This is a genomic window from Novosphingobium sp., from assembly GCF_965228995.1.
GTDB lineage: Bacteria > Pseudomonadota > Alphaproteobacteria > Sphingomonadales > Sphingomonadaceae > Novosphingobium.
Map to the genome: position 1 here is coordinate 3361289 of NZ_OZ245852.1, position 17341 is coordinate 3378629.

The window sequence follows — 17341 nt, forward strand, 5'->3', positions numbered from 1 at the left end:
GTGGTCCGACTGGCTGATAATTTCAACAGTGTTTCAGCAGCGTGCCGCCATGCACCGGCATGCGTGGCCGAATTGCAACGTAATATCGCCTACCGCTCACCAGCCTTCGGGAGCGGCGGGATAGGCATCAAGCACCTCGCCAAGCGCGGCCTTGAGGGGATCGAGCCACGGCTCGAACGGCTTCCACGCTTCGGTGCCCTCGCGGAAGATCGGGCGGCGGACCTGCTCCGAACTGGGGGTGCGCACGGCGCGCTCCGTTTCGTAAAAGGCGAGGCAGGCCGGCTCGAACGGGAGGCCGCAAGCATCAAGCAGCGCGCGCACTTCGGCTTCGGTATCATCGACCATGTGTTCGTAGATCACGCGGTGGACCCTGCCCGGCATCACCCGATCGAGATGCGCCATGAGGCGGACATAGTCGCGGTAATAGGCGCCCATATCCTCGAGCGAATAGGAAAAGCCCTGCCCCCGCGCGAAGTGCTGCTTGAAATTGGAAAAGCAGCATGAAAGCGGATGGCGGCGCGCATCGATGAGCCTGGCGCCCGGCAGGATCAGCCGGATGAAGGGGATGAACAGCCAGTTGTTGGGCAGCTTGTCGATAAACAGCGGCCTTGCGGTGTGGCGCTGGACGCGGGTCCGCTCGAGGTATTGTTCGCCGAGTTCCTTGAGCTGTGCGGGATCAAGGCTGGCGAGGCCTTGCGGGTAATCCTTGACCGTGCGGGAGAGCATGCCGATATCGGGCAGTTCGCTGGTGCCTTCGACCTGGCTGTGGCTGGAGAGGATCTGCTCGACCAATGTAGAGCCGGCGCGCGGCATGCCGAGGACGAAAATCGGATCGGGCGCAGGGCAGCCGTCGCCCTCATGGCGCGCAAACAGTTCGGGCGTGGCAACAGCGATGGCGGCATCGACCGCGGCGGTGGTGTCTGCCGCCTTGTAGAGCAGGCGCTTTTTCCGCAGCGCATTGCCCGCCGCATAGTGCGCAAAGGCCGTTTCAGCCTCGCGGCGATCTTCATGCGCCTTGCCGAGCGCGAAATCGAGGTGCCAGCGGTCTTCGGGTGTGACGGTTTCACTCGCCAACGCGGCGCGCATGGCGGCGATGTCGTCATCGCTGAAGCGCACGGTCTTGAGGTTGGCGAGGCTCCACCACACTTCGCCAAGACCCGGCTGGATTTCAAGCGCACGGCGATAAGCGGCAATGCCTTCCTCCAGCCGCCCGACGGTCTTGAGCAGATGGCCGTAGCTCATCCAGACCTTGGGCTGGTTCGGGGCATCCCCAAGCACCCGCGCATAAAGCGCCAGCGCCTCGTCAAACTCGCCGACGCGGCCGAACGCGGCGGCCTGCAGATTGGCGACGCCGGGGTTGTCGGGATCCTCTGCGGTGACTTGCGCCAATTCCTCGAGCGCTTCGGTGACGCGTTCGGTGCGGTAGAGCACGAGCGCGAGATTGGCGCGCGCGGGCGTGAATTCGGGCGCCAGCTCGATCGCGCGGCGCAGCAGGTTTTCGGCATCCTGATAGCGCCCGATCCGGCCGGCGAGTTCGGCAAACAGCCGGATCGCGCGCACATCGAACGGATTTTCCTTGAGCAGTGCGCGCAGCAAGGGTTCAGCCTCGTGCAGCACATTCGCGTTCATCGCCATGGCGGCGCGAACGAGGCGAGGATCGTAGCTGCGGACGTGATCTGTAAGGCTGGCCATTGCGCGCGCAACAAACACGGGTGACGCGGCGCGATCAAGCGTTAGTCTGCATGTTCAGCACATGCGCCCCCCTGCACCGTTCGTGTCGAGCGAAGGGGGGATGAAAATGGAGGGATTTTCTTGAACAAACCCCGCGGCCTCAATTTCTGGATGGTGCTGGCGCTGTGCGTGGGCAACATGGTCGGCTCAGGCATCTATCTGCTGCCCGCGACACTGGCGCCGCTGGGCACCAACCAGCTGCTGGGATGGATGGTGACGATTGCCGGGGCAACGTGCCTTGCCGCCGCCTTTGCGCGGATGGGCGCGCGGCTGCCGGGTTCGGGCGGGCCTTATGCTTATGCGCAGGCAGCGTTCGGGCCCTTTGCGGGGTTTGCGACGGCGTGGAGCTACTGGGTCATGCTGTGGGCGGGCAACGGCGCGATCGCCGTGGCGGTGGTGAGCAACCTCAGCCTCGTGGTGCCGTGGATCGGCAAGACGCCGGGGGTGCCGGCGGTCATGGCGGTGGCCTGCGTATGGGCAATGACCTTGCTCAACATTCGCGGGGTGCGCGCGGCGGGCGCGTTTTCGGTGGTGACGACGGCGCTCAAGCTCATGCCGCTGGTGCTGCTGATCGCGCTGGCGCTGTGGTTTGCGGCGAGCGGCACGCCGCGCGTGGCGCCAGCGGCGGTCTCCATCGCACCGGGGGCGATTGCGACGGCGGCGGGGCTGACGTTCTGGGGCTTCCTCGGCCTTGAATCCGCGACCGTACCCGCCGGCAAAGTGGAAAACGCGGCGCGCGTGGTGCCGCTTGCCACGATCATCGGCGTGCTGCTGACGGGGGCGGTCTATTTCGGGATCAGCCTCGCGTTCTGGGCCTATATGCCGGCGGCGGAAGCGGCGGCCTCCCCTGCCCCGGTGGCGGATTTCCTTGGCCGCACCTTTGGCGGGAACATGGCTTCGGTAGTGGCGATATTTGCCGCGATCAGTGCGTTCGGCACGCTCAACGGCTTCATCCTGCTGCAGGGCGAGATGCCGCAGGCGATGGCGCGCGGCGGGGTGTTTCCGCAATGGTTTGCCAAGGACGGCTCGCGCGGGACGCCGGTGCGCGCGCATGTGGTCTCCTCCCTGCTGCTGAGCGCGGTGACGCTGCTCAACTACGGACGCGGCCTCGGCGATCTGTTTCAGTTCATCGCCTCGGTCAGCCTCGCGGCGGGGATGCTCGCCTATTTCATGAGCATGCTGGCGGCGATCCGCCTGCTGCCCGAGGAGCGCGGGCTGATCGTGCTGGCACTGGGCGGCGCGGCGTTTATCGGCTGGGCGACATGGGGGCTTGGGGCGAGCGCAGTGGGCTATGGGCTGGGGCTCGTGGCAGCGGGGGTGCCGGTCTACCTCGCGGTGCGGCGGGGGCAGGAGGCCGCGCTCGCATGAAGCCGCGCTGGTGGAAACGGCTGTGGCTGCGCTATCTTTACTATTTCAAGCAGCACTGGATCATTGCCGGGACGGTGACGCTGTGGGTGCTGTGGATCATCGTTCAGGTGGGGATCCAGTTGCTGCCGGTCTTGCTCGAACTGATCATGTCGCTGATGGCAGCGGCATGACGCCTCGAGCACGGAAGCCGAGCAGCGCGGCGCGGGCCATCACAAGCGCAGCATAATAGACGACCACGACCACCAGCCAGCGCAGCACGGCGACGTCCATGCTCTTGACCACGAAGGCGGCCACAAGCACGGCCGGGATCCCGCCGAGAATGATGCCGGTGACGATCTTGAGGTTGATCTCGCCGATGCGGATGTGGCTGATGCTGGCGCCCGCCCCGGCAATGGCCGCGCTGCCAGCCATGACCGGAAAGGCAAAGCGCGGGTCCATCCCCATCAGGCTGAACATGATCAGCGTGGGCGCGTAGTTGCCGATCCCGAAGTTGACGAGAATGCCAAGCGTGAAATTGACCACGAAGGCGACCAGCATCCATGGCAGCGGCAAAGTGGACGCCGTGCCGCCGCCGGGCATGAGATGGAGGTTGATCGCAAGGAAGATCGTGGCCGCAATGAATAGGCCGAGCGCGACGGTGAACTGCACCAGCCAGACCGCAGCGCGGGTGACCAGCCGCGCCCCGATCAAGGCACCCGTGAGCAGGAACAGGATGCAGCCAACGAGGAGCACCGGATCGACGTCTGCGCCGAGCAGCAGCAGGAAGATGATCCCCTGCATGATCGAAGGCCCGGTATGTCCGACAAGCAGGGTGCTGGGGATCAGCTTGTCGGGCAGGAGATGGCGGAACTTGACCCAGGCAGTGGAGGGCGCGAACGAGCCGATGCCGAGCGTATCGAAGAAATTGGTGACCGCACCGAGCAGCGCGGCTTCGGCGTTGGGCATGGCGCGCTGGGCAATCGCGGCGCGCAGCAGCACGGCCAGATAGAAAAGGGCGGTTAGCCCCAGCAAGACCAGCAGCGCCGCCAGCATTTCGTGTTCCCCCTAGCACCGGACGAGCGAGGCTAGAGGAAACGATCAGGACCGCAACGCATTTGGAGCAACGCGCATCAACCGGGAATCACCCATGCCCGTCCCGCTCATGCTGAGCTTGTCGAAGCATCAAACGCAAGGCTTGCGCGGACACCCTTCGACAAGCTCAGGGTGAGCGGGCCTAGTTTGCAGTTTTTACCCCGGATGCCCTTAACGTCCGCGGTGGAGGACCTTCCACAGCGTGCCGCGATCGCGGATGATCTCGGCCGCCGCGTTGTGGCCCGGCGCGCCGGTCACGCCGCCGCCGGGGTGCGTGCCCGAACCGCACATGTAGAGGCCCTTGATCGGTGAACGGTAGTCACCGTGGCCGAGCACCGGGCGCGCCGCCCAGAGCTGATCGAGCCCCATGTTGCCGTGGAAGATGTCGCCACCGATCAGGCCGAACTTGCGCTCGAGATCGAGCGGCGAGTGGATCTGGCGGGCGATGACCGCGTTCTTGAAGTTGGGCGCGTGGTCGGTGACGGTGTCGATGATGAGGTCCGCGACCTTCTCGCGCGCATCGTCCCAGCTCTGGCCGTTTGGCAGCTCGGGCGCGAACTGCTGGCAGAACAGGCTCGCCACATGCTGGCCCGGAGGGGCGAGGCTGTCGTCGATGGTGGAGGGCAGCTTGATCTCGATGATCGGCTTTTTCGACCAGCCGAACTGCTGCGCATCGATGAAGGCCTGATCCATGTAGTCCATGCCCGGGGCGATGATGATGCCGGCGGTGTGGTGCTCGGCCTTCTCCTTGCCGGGGAGTACGGTGAAATCGGGCAGTTCGGAGAGCGCGACGTTCATGCGGAACGTGCCCGAACCGGTCTTGTAGTTCTTGATGCGGCGGTTGAAATCGGCATCGAGATCGCTGCTGTCGACGAGCTGGCGGTAGAGCAGCGCAGGGCCGACGTTGGCGGCGATGGTGGGGGCATAGAGCTCCTCACCGCTTACGAGCTTCACGCCAGTGGCCTTGCCGTTGTTAACGAGCACCTTCGAAACGGGGGCTTCAAGGCTGATTTCGACGCCTTCCTCGGCGCAGGCGCGCGCCATGGCCTGAGTGATCGCGCCCATGCCGCCGACCGAATGGCCCCAGGCGCCGAACTTGCCGTTCACTTCGCCGAACACATGGTGGAGCAGCACATAGGCCGAGCCGGGGGTCGAAACGCCGGCGTAGTTGCCGACGACGGCGTCGAAGCCGAACGCGGTTTTCACGTGATCGTCCTCGAACCAGCCATCGAGGAAATCGCGCGCGGACTTGGTGAAGATATCGAGCAGATCGCGCTGCACATCGAGGCCGAGGCCCGCAATCGGCCAGCCCTGCTGCGCGGCGGCGAGCAGCGAGCGGACGCCGCCGCCGACATTGGGCGGGCATTTCAGCGCGATATCGCGCAACACTTGCGCGACCTTTTCGAGCGCGGCGTCGTAATGGGGGTAGGCCTCGGCGTCCTTCTTGTTGAAGCGCGCAAACTCCGCCTCGGTGCGCCCCGGCCCGCCACCGAGCTTGAGGTAGGTATCCTCGAACGGGAAGAAATTGCTGATCGTGCGCTCGATGATGCGGAAGCCGCGTTCGTGCAGCTTCATGTCGGCGATGACCTTGGGGCGCAGCAGGCTGACAGTGTAGCTCGCGGTCGAATTGCGGAAACCGGGCGCAAACTCCTCGGTGACGCAGGCGCCGCCGACAATGTCGCGCCGCTCCAGCACGCGGACCTTCATGCCCGCGCGGGCGAGGTAGAATGCGCAGGTGAGGCCATTGTGGCCGCCGCCGATGATGATCGCGTCGTAGCGGTTGGACATGTGATTACTCCCGATATTCAGTGCTTTGCTCTCTCCCCTTAAGGGGAGTGATACGGAGGCTTGGCGCGAAGCGCTAAGCCGGAGTTGAGAGGGGAGCGCAGCACAAGTGCCCCTCTCCCAACCCTCTCCCCTGATGGGGAGCGGGTTTTAGACCTTGCTCCACCCCGCCGGCGGGGCCTTGTGCAGCCTTGCTTCAGGGGTGAGGGCGCGGATCTTGCGGGCGAAGCTGCGCAGGCACACTTCGCTCCGGCCGATCGGGCCGGCGCCGTAAGTCTCGGAGGCCATGCCCTGCTGGACGCGCTCGATCAGCCAGGTGTCTTCCTGGTTGACCACGCGGTTGATCCGCACGTTGGCATAGCGCACCAGCTTCATGGTGCGGCTTTCGTCGGGCAGCGCGAAGGCCATTCCGCGCAGCACGCAAGTGGTGGGGCTGATCGGCAGCCATTGCATGAAGTCGATCTGATCGGCGTAGATATCGAAGGCGATGTTGGGCCACAGCTTGAAGTAGAGCCAGCGGCGCTGGCTTTCCTCGGGGAGGTGTTCCACGCGCGGCAGATGCGCCTGATAGAAGCGCTCCCAGAAATTGCCGGAAGGCTTGTCGACGAGATCACCCTTGAGCCGGTCGACCCAGTCGTCCGCGCCGATTTCATAGGACTTGCCGAAGATCCGCACGAGCCCGTCGTGCGCCACCGGAATGTGCAGGTTGTCCGAATAATTGTCGCCGACGTTCTTCCAGTTCACGTTGCGCGGACGGACGCCGACATCGCTGATCGTGCGCATATCCGCGATCCGGTAGGGCGCGACTTCGGCCTCGTAAGGCGCCATCATCTCGGCGACCGTGGGAAAAACTCCGGGCTTGAGGCATACGAAAACAAGGCCGTGCCACACTTCGAGGGTCACGGGCGCGAGGCCGTTTTCCTCCAGCTTGAGCGCGGGATAATCGCCCTTCATCGGCACACCGGTGAGGCGGCCGTCGGTTTCGTAGACCCACGCGTGATAAGGGCAGACGAGCTTCTTTGCGCAGCCCGCAGCGCCTTCGACCAGCCGCATCGCCCGGTGGCGGCAGACATTGGTGAAGGCGCGCACTTCCATATCATCGCCGCGCACCACGATCACGCTTTCGCCAATGTAGTCCAGCGTGCGCCAGTCACCCGGCTTGGCGATATCGCTCACGTGGCAGACGATCTGCCACGAGGGGCGGATCACGCGCTCCATTTCGAGCGCGTGATATTCGGGATCGGTGTAGAGCCAGCCGGGAAGGCTCCAATCGGCATCGGGATCGTGATCACTCGCGGCCAGGGCAGCGATGGCAGACTGGCGGCCCATGCCGAATCTCCGGGTCAAAAAGCTTGTTGGACGATCGTACAACAACGATTAGGATGTGCAAGATGAAACCGCCCTCCGCCTCTCACCAGCCAGCCTTCCGGCGCATCGAGCCCGATGCGCGGCGGCTGGCGCTGATCGAGGCCTGCGCGCGGGTGCTGGCGCGCCTCGGTGCGGCTGGTGCAAGCGTCCGGGCCATCGCGGTGGAGGCGGGAGTCTCGCCGGGTCTGGTTGGCCACTATTTCAGCGGAATCGAAGCGCTTGTCGCGGCAACCTATGAACACGTCGAAGCGCGGGTGAACGAAGCGATCGACCATGCGGTGGACGCCGCCGGACCAGAGCCGCGCGCAAGGCTCGATGCCTTTGTGACGGCCAGCTTTGCCCCCGCGATTGCCGATCCGCAACTGCTGGCCACCTGGATCGCGTTCTGGAGCCTCGTCACCGCGCGGCCCGCGATAGCCGCCCAGCATGACGAGCAATACTCAGGGTCCCGCGCAAGATTGGAAGCCCTGCTGGGGGCCTGCGGGGTCCCGGCAGAGCGCCAGCGCCGCGACGCCATCGCGGTATCGGCGCTGGTTGACGGGCTATGGCTGGAGCTGTGCCTCTCGCCCGGCTGCTTCAGCGCGGAGGAAGCGGGCGATATCGCGCGCCGCTTCCTCGATACGCTTACTTCGTCAGGTCAGTGATGAGCGAGGTGTAGTAGGTAATCGCCGGCGGAATGTTGGCCAGTGGCACCTTCTCGTTCAGGCCGTGGCTGTGATAATCGCTGGCCTTCACGAACAACGGGCTGACCACGTAGCTGGGCACGCCCTTGTGCCGGTACCACATGTTGTCACTTGCCCCGAGGCTCATCGCCGGGATCACCGGGATGCCGGGATAGACCTTGCGGATCGACCGCTCGATGGCGCTCTTCACATCGGGCCGTAGCGGCGAGGCTTCGGTGGCGATGGCGCCCTCGGTCATGTCGCGGATGGTCATCTGCGGGACATCGGCGACCGACTTCAGTTCCGCCATGATCTCGGCGTTGGAATGACCGGGGAAGATGCGGCAATTGACCACCGCCGTCACGCGCTGCGGCTGCGCGTTCACCGCGTGGCCCCCGACGATCGTGGTGGGAATGCAGGTGGTCCCCATCATACCGTAAAGCACCGGCACCTTGCGCAGTGCGGCGCTAGCGGCAGGATCGGAAGGGTCCTTGGCGAAGGCGAGCATCGAAGCACCGAGCGCAGGATCGGACTGCAGCGGGGCGGAGGTTTCGAAATAGGCGCGGGTCAGATCGTTGAGCTCAGGCTTGAAACGATAGGCACCGATATGCACCAGAGCCTGCGATAGCTGGACGATGGCATTTTCGGCATTGGGCTTGGAACTGTGCCCGCCCGGGTTGGTGACCTCGAGCTCGAAATCGGCGTAGCTCTTTTCCGCGCCTTGCCAGTCGAACATCAGCGGCTTGCCGGTCTGCTCGTCGAGCTGGCCGTTGAGATCGAAATCGGCGTTGAGTACCAATTCCGCGCCGGCGAAGCGCTCTGCCAGCATCTGGCCCGTTTTCATCAGCGTTTCCTCGTCACCCGAAAGCGCGAGAATGACCGTGCGGCGGGGCTTGTAGCCCTGCCGCTTCAATTCGATCAGCGAGGACACCATCAGCGCGACGTCGATCTTCATGTCGGTGGCGCCGCGGCCATAGAGGTAGCCGTCCTCGATCACCGGCGTGAAGGGATCGCGCTGCCAATCGGCGCGTCTGGCCTCCACCACGTCCATGTGGCCGGAGAGGATCATGGGCTTGAGCTTGGGATCGCCCCCTTGCCACTTCGCGACGAGATAGGCGGTATCATCGACTGGCACGACCTCGACATCGCTCGCGGCGAAACCGCCTGCAACGAGCGCATCGCGGAGCGCGGCGGCAACCTTGGGGGTTTCGTTGCCGGGTCCGCGCACCGAACGCATCGCCATGATGCGTTGGCCAAGATCAAGCGCCTGCGCTTCGGCAGCGGGGTGGCCGGGGGCCGGACGGGCAGGCGCAGCGAGCGCGGGAAGCGGGGCAAACGCAAGGGCAGCAAGGACGGCGATACGGATAGGGGGCATGATACGCAGAAACTCCTGATGTGGAGCCTTGCTGGCCATGTCTGCGGGGCGGCGCAAGATGTTTTGTTGCGCCGATCGGGCAGAGGCGGCGGCGCTGGCCTTCCCCAAGCCCCTCCCGCAGGCGGGAGGGGCCCAGGCGCTGTGCACTGTTCTCCCCTCCCGCTCTACCGGAGCATGGCAAAGGAGTGCGGGGCGTGGGGTGGGCTGGCTCAGCCCTTGACCTTGGTCACGTCGAACGTTTCCAGACCCGGCTTGAAGCTCTTCTCGTCGAGGAACTGGCGGGTAGCTTCCTTTCGCGCAGCGGCGCCGCCGAAGCTGTGGAGGGCTTCCTGCGCGCGGATCTGGTAGTCGAGCGCGTTGTCGTAGGTCATGTCGACCATCCGGCGCATCGTCCACTTGGTCGCGCGGAGCGAGTGACTGTCCTTCTTCTTGAGCGCGTTGGCGATTTCCAGCACGCGCTCGCGCAGCTTTTCGGCGGGCACGGCTTCGGTCACGAGCCCCTGCTCCTCGGCCTGCTTGCCGGTCAGGTTCTCACCCATCATCGCGTGGTACATGGCCTTGCGGAAGGGCATCAGCTCCTGCGCGACCTTGGACGCGCCGCCGCCGGGGAGGATGCCCCAGTTGATTTCGGAGAGGCCGAACTGCGCGTCCTCGCTGGCAATCGCGATGTCGCAGCCGAACAGCGGGCCATAGCCGCCGCCGAAGCACCAGCCGTTGATCATCGCGATCGTGGGCTTCTCGTACCAGCGCAGGCGCTCGAACCAGCCGTAGCTTTCGCGCTGTGACTTGCGGATCGCGCCGAGGCCCAGAGCTTCGGTTTCGCGGAAGTATTCCTTGAGGTCCATGCCCGCGGTCCAGGCTTCGCCCTCGCCGGTCAGCACGAGCACGCGCACGTCGTCGCGGAATTCCAGTTCCTCAAGCACGGCCTTCATGCGGCGGTTGAGCTTGGGGCTCATGCAATTGCGCTTCTCCGGCCGGTTGAAGGCCACCCAGGCGATGCCATCTTCGACGCAGAAGGCAATGGTGTCCTCCTCGGCGCGTTCCGGCTTCGGGGCGATCGGGGTCTGGTCGGTCACGGCGTGTCCTCTCGGGTAAGCATGTCGGATGAATCCGGTTTGGTTGGTTATGCTATATAACACTTCCCGAGTCGGCGCAATGTCGGGCCTCGGCAGGCAGGGCGCGAGGGGCAAAAAACGCCCGGCAGGCCGTTTCAATCGTAACAAACCAAAAACCTGCACCAAAGGACAGGATGGATGGCTTAAACCCTGCGAGCGACCACTGCATACGAATGCAGCAATTGATAATAATGCAAAATTCACCTCCTGAAATCGCATGAATCAGCCAATTTGGGCGCTTTGATTGCATTTATCGCAACTACTACCCCGCGTTTCGCACTTGCGAAGACTCGGGGTGGAGCGCACTTAGAACACGCCTTTCAGGCATCCTCTCCCAAACTTTCAAAGGGCCATCCGGCAACGGGTGGCCCCTTTTTTTGGTCTGGTTTCGGGGGCCTTCATCATCACCTGCCCTGCCCTTGCTGACCTCAAACAGATTTGCGAATAACTTGCCATGAAGCGGTACTGGCCCACCCTTTTCGCAATGGCAGCCTTGCTATCAGGCCTGACTTACCATCACCAAGCTCGGCCTTTTTCGGAAACGGAATGGACGGCGGCCTGGGATGGAGGCCCTGACCACGATAGCAGGGAGTATCAAGCTTCGATTGCCGCAGGGCAAAGGCTGGCGAAAGATCGTCAAGACGCGGCTTTCGGCCAAGCTGTGCTGATGTTTGTTCTCGTTTCTTCCATTGGCGTGGCCGGACGAACTGCAAATGCGAGTTTCGCCAGCAGCAAGTAGCAGCGCACAAATGCTCTCTCCCCTTCAGGGGAGAGATACGAAGGCTTGGCAGCTTGCTGCCTAGCCGAAGTTGAGAGGGGCACGGCGGTGCGCGTGTTCCCCTCTCCCAACCCTCTCCCCTGAAGGGGAGAGGGCTTTTCCTCTCACTCCTGCGGCAGGATCACCGTCCGCCCGATCACGCGGCGTTCGCGCATGGCGAGGTAGGCCTCGCGCCAATCGGCGAGCGGCACGGCGCAGTGAACGTGCGGGCGAATGCGCCCCTCCTCCGCCAGCTTCAGGATCGCCGCCATGTCCGCAGCGCCGCGTTCAGGAAACCGCCGCCCATATTCGCCCGCGCGCACGCCGACGACCGAGAAGCCCTTGATCAGCGGAATGTTGGTGCGCACTTCGGCGATGCGTCCACCGGCAAAGCCGACGACGAGGAGGCGGCCACCGAACGCGGTGTAGCGGCAGGCTTCGTCGAACACATCGCCACCGACGGGATCATAGACCAAGTCCGCGCCGCGCCCGCCGGTGAGTTCGAGGATCTGCTCGCGCAGGCCGGTGGGGCCGGCCAGCACATGATCGGGAGCATAGAGGCGCTGGATCGCCTCGCGCTTCCCGGCGGTGGAGGCGACCGCGATGACCTTGAGCCCGAGCGCCTTGCCGAGATCGACGGCGGCCAGCCCCACGCCGCCCCCCGCACCGTGGACCACCAGCGTCTCGCCCGGCTCGGCGCGGCCGATGCGCGCTATTGCGGTATAGGCGGTGATATAGGCCGCGCGCAGCGATGCGCCTTCGGCAAAGGACATGCCCTGAGGCAGCGGAAGCAGCGCGGCATCGGCATAGGCGCCATATTGCACCACTGCGCCGGTGAGCGTTGCGACGATCACCTTGGCGCCCACCTGCCAGCGGCTGCCCTCACCCGCCGCGACGACTTCGCCCGCCGCTTCCATGCCCGGCACGAAGGGCAGCGGGGGCTTCGCCTGATAGAGCCCTTCGGTCATCAGCAGGTCGGGAAAGCCGAGCGCGGCGGCCTCGATCCGCACCAGCGCCTGTTCCGCTCCCGGTTGCGGCACGGGCCGCTGCGCCAGCGCGACACCGGCGAGATCGGGCGCAAGGGCCTGGACTTCGAGGACGTGCATTGTCGTTGTCTGGCTCATCTGCGGCTATTCTCCCGGGACGACGCGATGCCGCAACGCGTGCGCGGCGTCCAGACCCCGCAAGGATCGGCGGCCTTCGTGCCGTTGCCCGCTCCGGCGCCGCCTGCGAACGATTGCAAACGTATTCCTTTGGACTCCTGTCCCGGTTCGGTCTCTTACGCAGTGCGTGGTGGCTTGCGGCCGGATGCATCCCTCGCCTAGTCTGCGAGACAAGCAACCGGGAGAGGCCGGACACCATTGGGACGCCAGGGCGAGGGCCGCCGCAGAAGCCCGTGCCTTGCCGCGTCCGACCAGGGGGAGTGACGATCCGTGCGCCTCGACCAGAGTGAACAGTCTGCTGCCAGCGCACCGCGTGCTGGCACAGGCGACATGCAGGCCCATATTCTCGACGTGCTGCGCCACCGCGTGGGCAAGGACGTCCATTCCGCCACCCCGCACGACTGGTTTACCGCCACCGTTCTCGCCCTGCGTGACAAGGTGATCGACCAGTGGATGGATTCGACCCACCGCACCTATGAGGCTTCGGGCAAGCGGGTCTATTACCTCAGCCTCGAATTCCTGATCGGCCGGCTGCTGCGCGATGCGCTCTCCAACATGGGGCTGACGCGCGAGATGGAAAAAGCGCTGCGCTCCTATGGCTTCGATCTCTCGGTGATCGAGGATCTGGAGCCCGATGCGGCGCTGGGCAATGGCGGCCTCGGGCGGCTCGCGGCCTGCTTCATGGAAAGCCTCGCCAGCCTCGATATCCCTGCTTACGGCTATGGCATCCGCTATGTGAACGGCATGTTCCGCCAGCGGCTCGACGATGGCTGGCAGGTGGAATTGCCGGAAACCTGGCTGAGCCACGGCAACCCTTGGGAGTTCGACCGGCGCGAGAGCGCGTACCGCATCGGCTTCGGCGGAGAAGTGGTGGACAAGGGCGACCGCGTCGAATGGATCCCGGCCGAGCAGGTCGAGGCGTCCGCGGTCGATACCCCGGTGGTCGGCTGGCGCGGCAAGCGGGTGAACACGCTGCGGCTGTGGACCGCGAGCGCGCTCGATCCGATCCGGCTCGATGCCTTCAACGCGGGCGATTTTGCCGGCGCGCTGGCCGAGGAAGTGCGCGCCGAGACGCTGGTTCGCGTGCTCTATCCGGCAGACTCGAGCCCTGCCGGGCAGGAACTGCGGCTGCGGCAGGAATATTTCTTCACCTCCGCCTCGATCCAGGACATCGTGCGCCGCCATGTGCAGACGCACGGTGATATCGCCAGCCTGCCGGACAAGGCGGCGATCCAGCTGAACGATACGCACCCGGCCGTGGCGGTGGCGGAGATCATGCGGCTCCTGGTCGATGTCCACGGGCTCGATTTCAACGAGGCGTGGGACGTGACGCGGCGGACCGTCGGCTACACCAACCACACGCTGCTGCCCGAGGCGCTAGAGAGCTGGCCCCTCCCCCTGTTCGAACGGCTGCTGCCGCGCCACATGCAGATCATCTATGCGATCAACAGCCGCGTGCTGCGTGAGGCGCGCAAGGCCGGGGCTGACGACCGCGCGATTTCGGCCATCAGCCTGATCGACGAAGCGGGCGAGCGGCGCGTGCGCATGGCAAACCTTGCGTTTGTGGGCGCGCACAGCGTGAACGGGGTGGCGGCGCTTCATACCGAACTGATGAAGAGCACCGTCTTTTCGGATCTCCACGCGCTTTACCCGCAGAAGATCAACAACAAGACCAACGGGGTGACCCCGCGGCGCTGGCTGCAGCAATGCAATCCCGGCCTCGTCAGCGTGATCACCGATGCGATCGGCCCGGCGTTTCTCGACGATGCCGAACGCCTCGCGGACCTCAACGCGCTGGCGGATGATGCCGCGCTGGGTGAGCGGATCGCCGAAGTGAAGCGGGCCAACAAGGTCGCGCTCGCGGCCTATGTGCGCCAGACGATGGGCCTCAGGCTCGATCCCGATGCGCTGTTCGATGTGCAGATCAAGCGCATCCACGAATACAAGCGCCAGCTGCTCAATCTGGTCGAGACGGTCGCGCTCTATGACCAGATCAGGAGCCATCCGGAGCGCGACTGGGTGCCGCGTGTCAAGATCTTCGGCGGCAAGGCAGCTTCGAGCTATCACAACGCCAAGCTGATCATCAAACTGGCGAGCGACATCGCGCGGCGCGTGAATGCCGATCCTTCGGTTGGCGGGCTGCTCAAGGTCGTGTTCATGCCGGACTACAATGTTTCGAAGGCCGAGCGGATCATTCCGGCGGCGGACCTATCGGAGCAGATCAGCACCGCAGGGATGGAAGCTTCGGGCACCGGCAACATGAAGTTCGCCATGAACGGCGCGCTCACCATCGGCACGCTCGACGGCGCGAATGTCGAGATCAAGGACCGGGTGGGCGATGATAACATCGTGATCTTCGGGCTGACGGCAGACGAAGTCGCCGAAAAGCGCGCAGGCGGCTACAATCCCCGCGCCGTGATCGAAAGCAGCCGCGAATTGCAGCAGGCGATCTCTGCCATCGCGACGGGCGTGTTTTCGCCGGATGACCCGACGCGCTATGCCGGGCTCATGGGCGGCATCTACGAGCACGACTGGTTCATGGTCGCGGCCGATTTCGACGGCTACCACGCGGCGCAGCGCAAGGTGGACCGGATGTGGGAAGACCAGGCCGGGTGGCGCGCCAAGGCGATCCGCAACATCGCCAATGTCGGCTGGTTCTCGTCCGACCGCACGATTGGCGAATATGCCCGCGAGATCTGGGGAGTCGGGACCACCTCATGAAGCCCTCCCCCGCCGCGCTCGAGGCCCTGCTGAACGGGACCCATGCCGATCCCTTCGCTTTGCTGGGGATTCACGAGGGGCCGGGCGGCGCTTTTGCCCGCGCCGTGCTGCCGGGGGCGGAGACGGCGGAAGCGCACTCTCTGGCGGGCGAGGTGCCCGACGAAACATTTCTGGGCACGCTGACGCGGATCGACGAGCGCGGGCTGTTCGAGGGTGTGGTCAAGGGCCCGCGCCAGCCGGTGAAATACCGCTGCACGGCCCAGTCAGCAGGGGGCGCGCACGAATGGTGGCTCACCGATGCCTATTCGTTCGGGCCAGTGCTGGGGCCGCTCGATGATTTCCTGATCAACGAGGGCACGCACCTCAGGCTGTTCGACAAGCTGGGCGCGCATGTGATCGAGCATGAAGGCGCGCGGGGCGTGCACTTCGCAGTCTGGGCGCCCAATGCCGAGCTGGTTTCGGTGGTCGGCGATTTCAACGATTGGGACGGGCGCCGCCATCCGATGCGCCGCCGCGCTGATATCGGCGTGTGGGAAGTGTTCCTGCCCGATATCGAGCCAGGGCGCGCCTACAAGTACCGCGTGGTCGGCCCGGGCGGCGCGTTGCAGCCGCTGAAGGCCGATCCCTTCGCGTTCCGCTCCGAACTCCGGCCCGCGACGGCAAGCGTGATCGACGCGCCCGATGTCCACGCGTGGGGCGATGCGGACCACCGCGCGCACTGGGCCGCGACCGATCCGCGCCGGGTGCCGATCTCGATCTACGAAGTGCACCCCGGATCATGGCAGAAGCCGGGCGACGGGCGCGAGTTCTACTCTTGGGATGAGCTGGCCGACCGGCTGATCCCCTATGTCGTCGAGATGGGCTTCACCCATATCGAGTTCCTGCCCGTCTCCGAGCATCCCTTCGATCCGAGCTGGGGCTATCAGACCACCGGGCTGTTCGCGCCGTCTGCCCGCTTTGGCGAGCCTGAGGGCTTCGCCCGCTTCGTCGACGGGGCGCACCGCGCGGGCGTGTGCGTGTTGATCGATTGGGTGCCGGCGCATTTCCCGGTCGATGCGCATGGCCTTTCGCGCTTCGATGGCACGTACCTCTATGAGCATGCCGATCCGCGCCTCGGCTTCCATCCCGATTGGCAGACCGCGATCTACAATTTCGGGCGGCGCGAGGTTTCCAGCTTCCTCGTCAACAATGCGCTGTTCTGGGCCGAGCGCTACCATGTCGATGGTCTGCGCGTCGATGCGGTCGCCTCGATGCTCTACCGCGATTACAGCCGCAAGGACGGCGAGTGGATCCCCAACGCGGAAGGCGGGCGCGAGAACTGGGAAGCGGTGGGCTTCCTTCAGGCGATGAACCGCGCGGTTTACGCAAGCCACGCGGGCTTCCTCACCGTTGCCGAGGAATCGACGAGCTGGCCGGGGGTGACGTTCCCCACCGATGCCGCCGGTCCGCCGCGCGGGGGGCTGGGCTTCGGGTTCAAGTGGAACATGGGCTTCATGCACGACACGCTGGCCTACATGGCACGCGATGCGGTGCACCGGCGCTATCACCACGACGAGATCACCTTCGGGCTGATGTATGCCTTCAGCGAGAACTTCGTGCTGCCGCTGAGCCATGACGAAGTGGTCCACGGCAAGGGCTCGCTGCTGGGCAAGATGAGCGGCGTGGATGCCTGGCAGAAATTTGCAAACTTGCGCGCCTATTACGGGCTGATGTGGGGCTATCCGGGCAAGAAGCTGCTGTTCATGGGGCAGGAGTTTGCCCAAGGGCGAGAATGGAGCGAGGCGCGCGGGCTCGATTGGGAGCAGCTCGACATTCCCGAGCATGCCGGAGTGCAGCGCTGGGTGAAGGACCTCAACCACGCCTACCGCACGCTGCCCGCGCTCCATCAGCGCGATTGCGAGGGCGAAGGGTTTGAATGGCTGGTGGTGGACGATGCCGCCGCTTCGGTCTTCGCCTGGGCGAGGCGGGCGCCGGGCGTGCCGACAGTGGTCGTCGTCAGCAACATGACGCCGACGCTTCATGGGCACTACCGCCTGCCCTTCCCGCAAGACGGGCGCTGGCGCGAGGCGCTCAACAGCGATGCCGGTATCTACGGCGGATCGGGCCAGGGCAATCTCGGCGGCGTGACAGCGCAAGACGGTGCGGCGATGGTCGTGCTGCCGCCGCTGGCGACGATGATGTTCGTGTTCGAAGGGTAACGAGAAAACGGTAGCAACGGGGGAGTG

The 17341-nt window shown here is 65.0% G+C and carries 13 protein-coding genes; 6 read left to right on the forward strand and 7 right to left on the reverse strand.

Annotated features, from left to right (window positions below; translation table 11 throughout):
• Positions 1–96: 96 nt before the first annotated feature.
• Positions 97–1692 (reverse strand): sulfotransferase, encoded by a 1596-nt coding sequence (locus tag ACO056_RS15325; protein WP_421848251.1) that lies wholly within the window; start codon positions 1690–1692, stop codon positions 97–99.
• 120 nt (positions 1693–1812) lie between these two features.
• On the opposite strand from ACO056_RS15325, the gene ACO056_RS15330 reads away from it, so the two are divergent.
• Together ACO056_RS15330 and ACO056_RS15335 are read left to right on the forward strand one after the other, a co-directional pair.
• Complete coding sequence (locus tag ACO056_RS15330) at positions 1813–3099, forward strand: amino acid permease (RefSeq protein ID WP_421848253.1); 1287 nt, start codon at positions 1813–1815, stop codon at positions 3097–3099.
• Positions 3096–3269, forward strand: coding sequence for a hypothetical protein (locus tag ACO056_RS15335; protein ID WP_421848255.1), 174 nt, complete (start codon positions 3096–3098; stop codon positions 3267–3269). Before ACO056_RS15330 ends, ACO056_RS15335 begins: the two co-directional genes overlap by 4 nt.
• On the opposite strand, the gene ACO056_RS15340 is transcribed toward ACO056_RS15335, so the two are convergent.
• From ACO056_RS15340 to ACO056_RS15350, 3 genes are all read right to left on the reverse strand, one after another.
• Positions 3244–4131, reverse strand: a complete 888-nt coding sequence (locus ACO056_RS15340) for a hypothetical protein (protein ID WP_421848260.1) — start codon at positions 4129–4131, stop codon at positions 3244–3246. The two genes, ACO056_RS15335 and ACO056_RS15340, sit on opposite strands and share 26 nt — an antisense overlap.
• 210 nt (positions 4132–4341) lie before the next feature.
• On the reverse strand, positions 4342–5958 hold the full coding sequence (locus ACO056_RS15345) for a phytoene desaturase family protein (RefSeq protein ID WP_421848262.1): 1617 nt from the start codon (positions 5956–5958) through the stop codon (positions 4342–4344).
• 147 nt (positions 5959–6105) lie between these two features.
• Positions 6106–7284, reverse strand: coding sequence for an aromatic ring-hydroxylating oxygenase subunit alpha (locus tag ACO056_RS15350; protein WP_421848264.1), 1179 nt, complete (start codon positions 7282–7284; stop codon positions 6106–6108).
• A 62-nt stretch (positions 7285–7346) separates the two neighbouring features.
• Here ACO056_RS15350 and ACO056_RS15355 point away from each other — a divergent pair, with 62 nt between their 5' ends.
• A complete protein-coding gene (locus tag ACO056_RS15355; RefSeq protein ID WP_421848266.1) occupies positions 7347–7967 on the forward strand; it encodes a TetR family transcriptional regulator C-terminal domain-containing protein in 621 nt (206 codons plus the stop codon).
• Here ACO056_RS15355 and ACO056_RS15360 read toward each other — a convergent pair.
• Positions 7948–9360, reverse strand: coding sequence for a M20/M25/M40 family metallo-hydrolase (locus tag ACO056_RS15360; RefSeq protein ID WP_421848268.1), 1413 nt, complete (start codon positions 9358–9360; stop codon positions 7948–7950). The two genes, ACO056_RS15355 and ACO056_RS15360, sit on opposite strands and share 20 nt — an antisense overlap.
• A gap of 209 nt (positions 9361–9569) precedes the next feature.
• On the reverse strand, positions 9570–10436 hold the full coding sequence (locus ACO056_RS15365; protein WP_421848270.1) for a p-hydroxycinnamoyl CoA hydratase/lyase: 867 nt from the start codon (positions 10434–10436) through the stop codon (positions 9570–9572).
• A gap of 493 nt (positions 10437–10929) precedes the next feature.
• Between ACO056_RS15365 and ACO056_RS15370 the strand changes: the two genes are divergently transcribed.
• Complete coding sequence (locus tag ACO056_RS15370; RefSeq protein WP_421848272.1) at positions 10930–11214, forward strand: hypothetical protein; 285 nt, start codon at positions 10930–10932, stop codon at positions 11212–11214.
• A gap of 143 nt (positions 11215–11357) precedes the next feature.
• On the opposite strand, the gene ACO056_RS15375 is transcribed toward ACO056_RS15370, so the two are convergent.
• Entirely contained in the window at positions 11358–12356 is a 999-nt protein-coding gene (locus tag ACO056_RS15375; protein WP_421848274.1) for an NADPH:quinone oxidoreductase family protein, read from the reverse strand.
• Positions 12357–12725: 369 nt separating this feature from the next.
• Between ACO056_RS15375 and ACO056_RS15380 the strand changes: the two genes are divergently transcribed.
• A complete protein-coding gene (locus ACO056_RS15380) occupies positions 12726–15116 on the forward strand; it encodes a glycogen/starch/alpha-glucan phosphorylase (protein WP_421848276.1) in 2391 nt (796 codons plus the stop codon).
• The gene (gene glgB / locus ACO056_RS15385) at positions 15113–17314 is read left to right on the forward strand and encodes a 1,4-alpha-glucan branching protein GlgB (RefSeq protein WP_421848278.1); all 2202 of its coding nucleotides are present in this window, start codon (positions 15113–15115) and stop codon (positions 17312–17314) included. The genes ACO056_RS15380 and glgB overlap by 4 nt, the downstream gene beginning before the upstream one ends.
• The last annotated feature ends 27 nt before the right edge of the window (positions 17315–17341 follow it).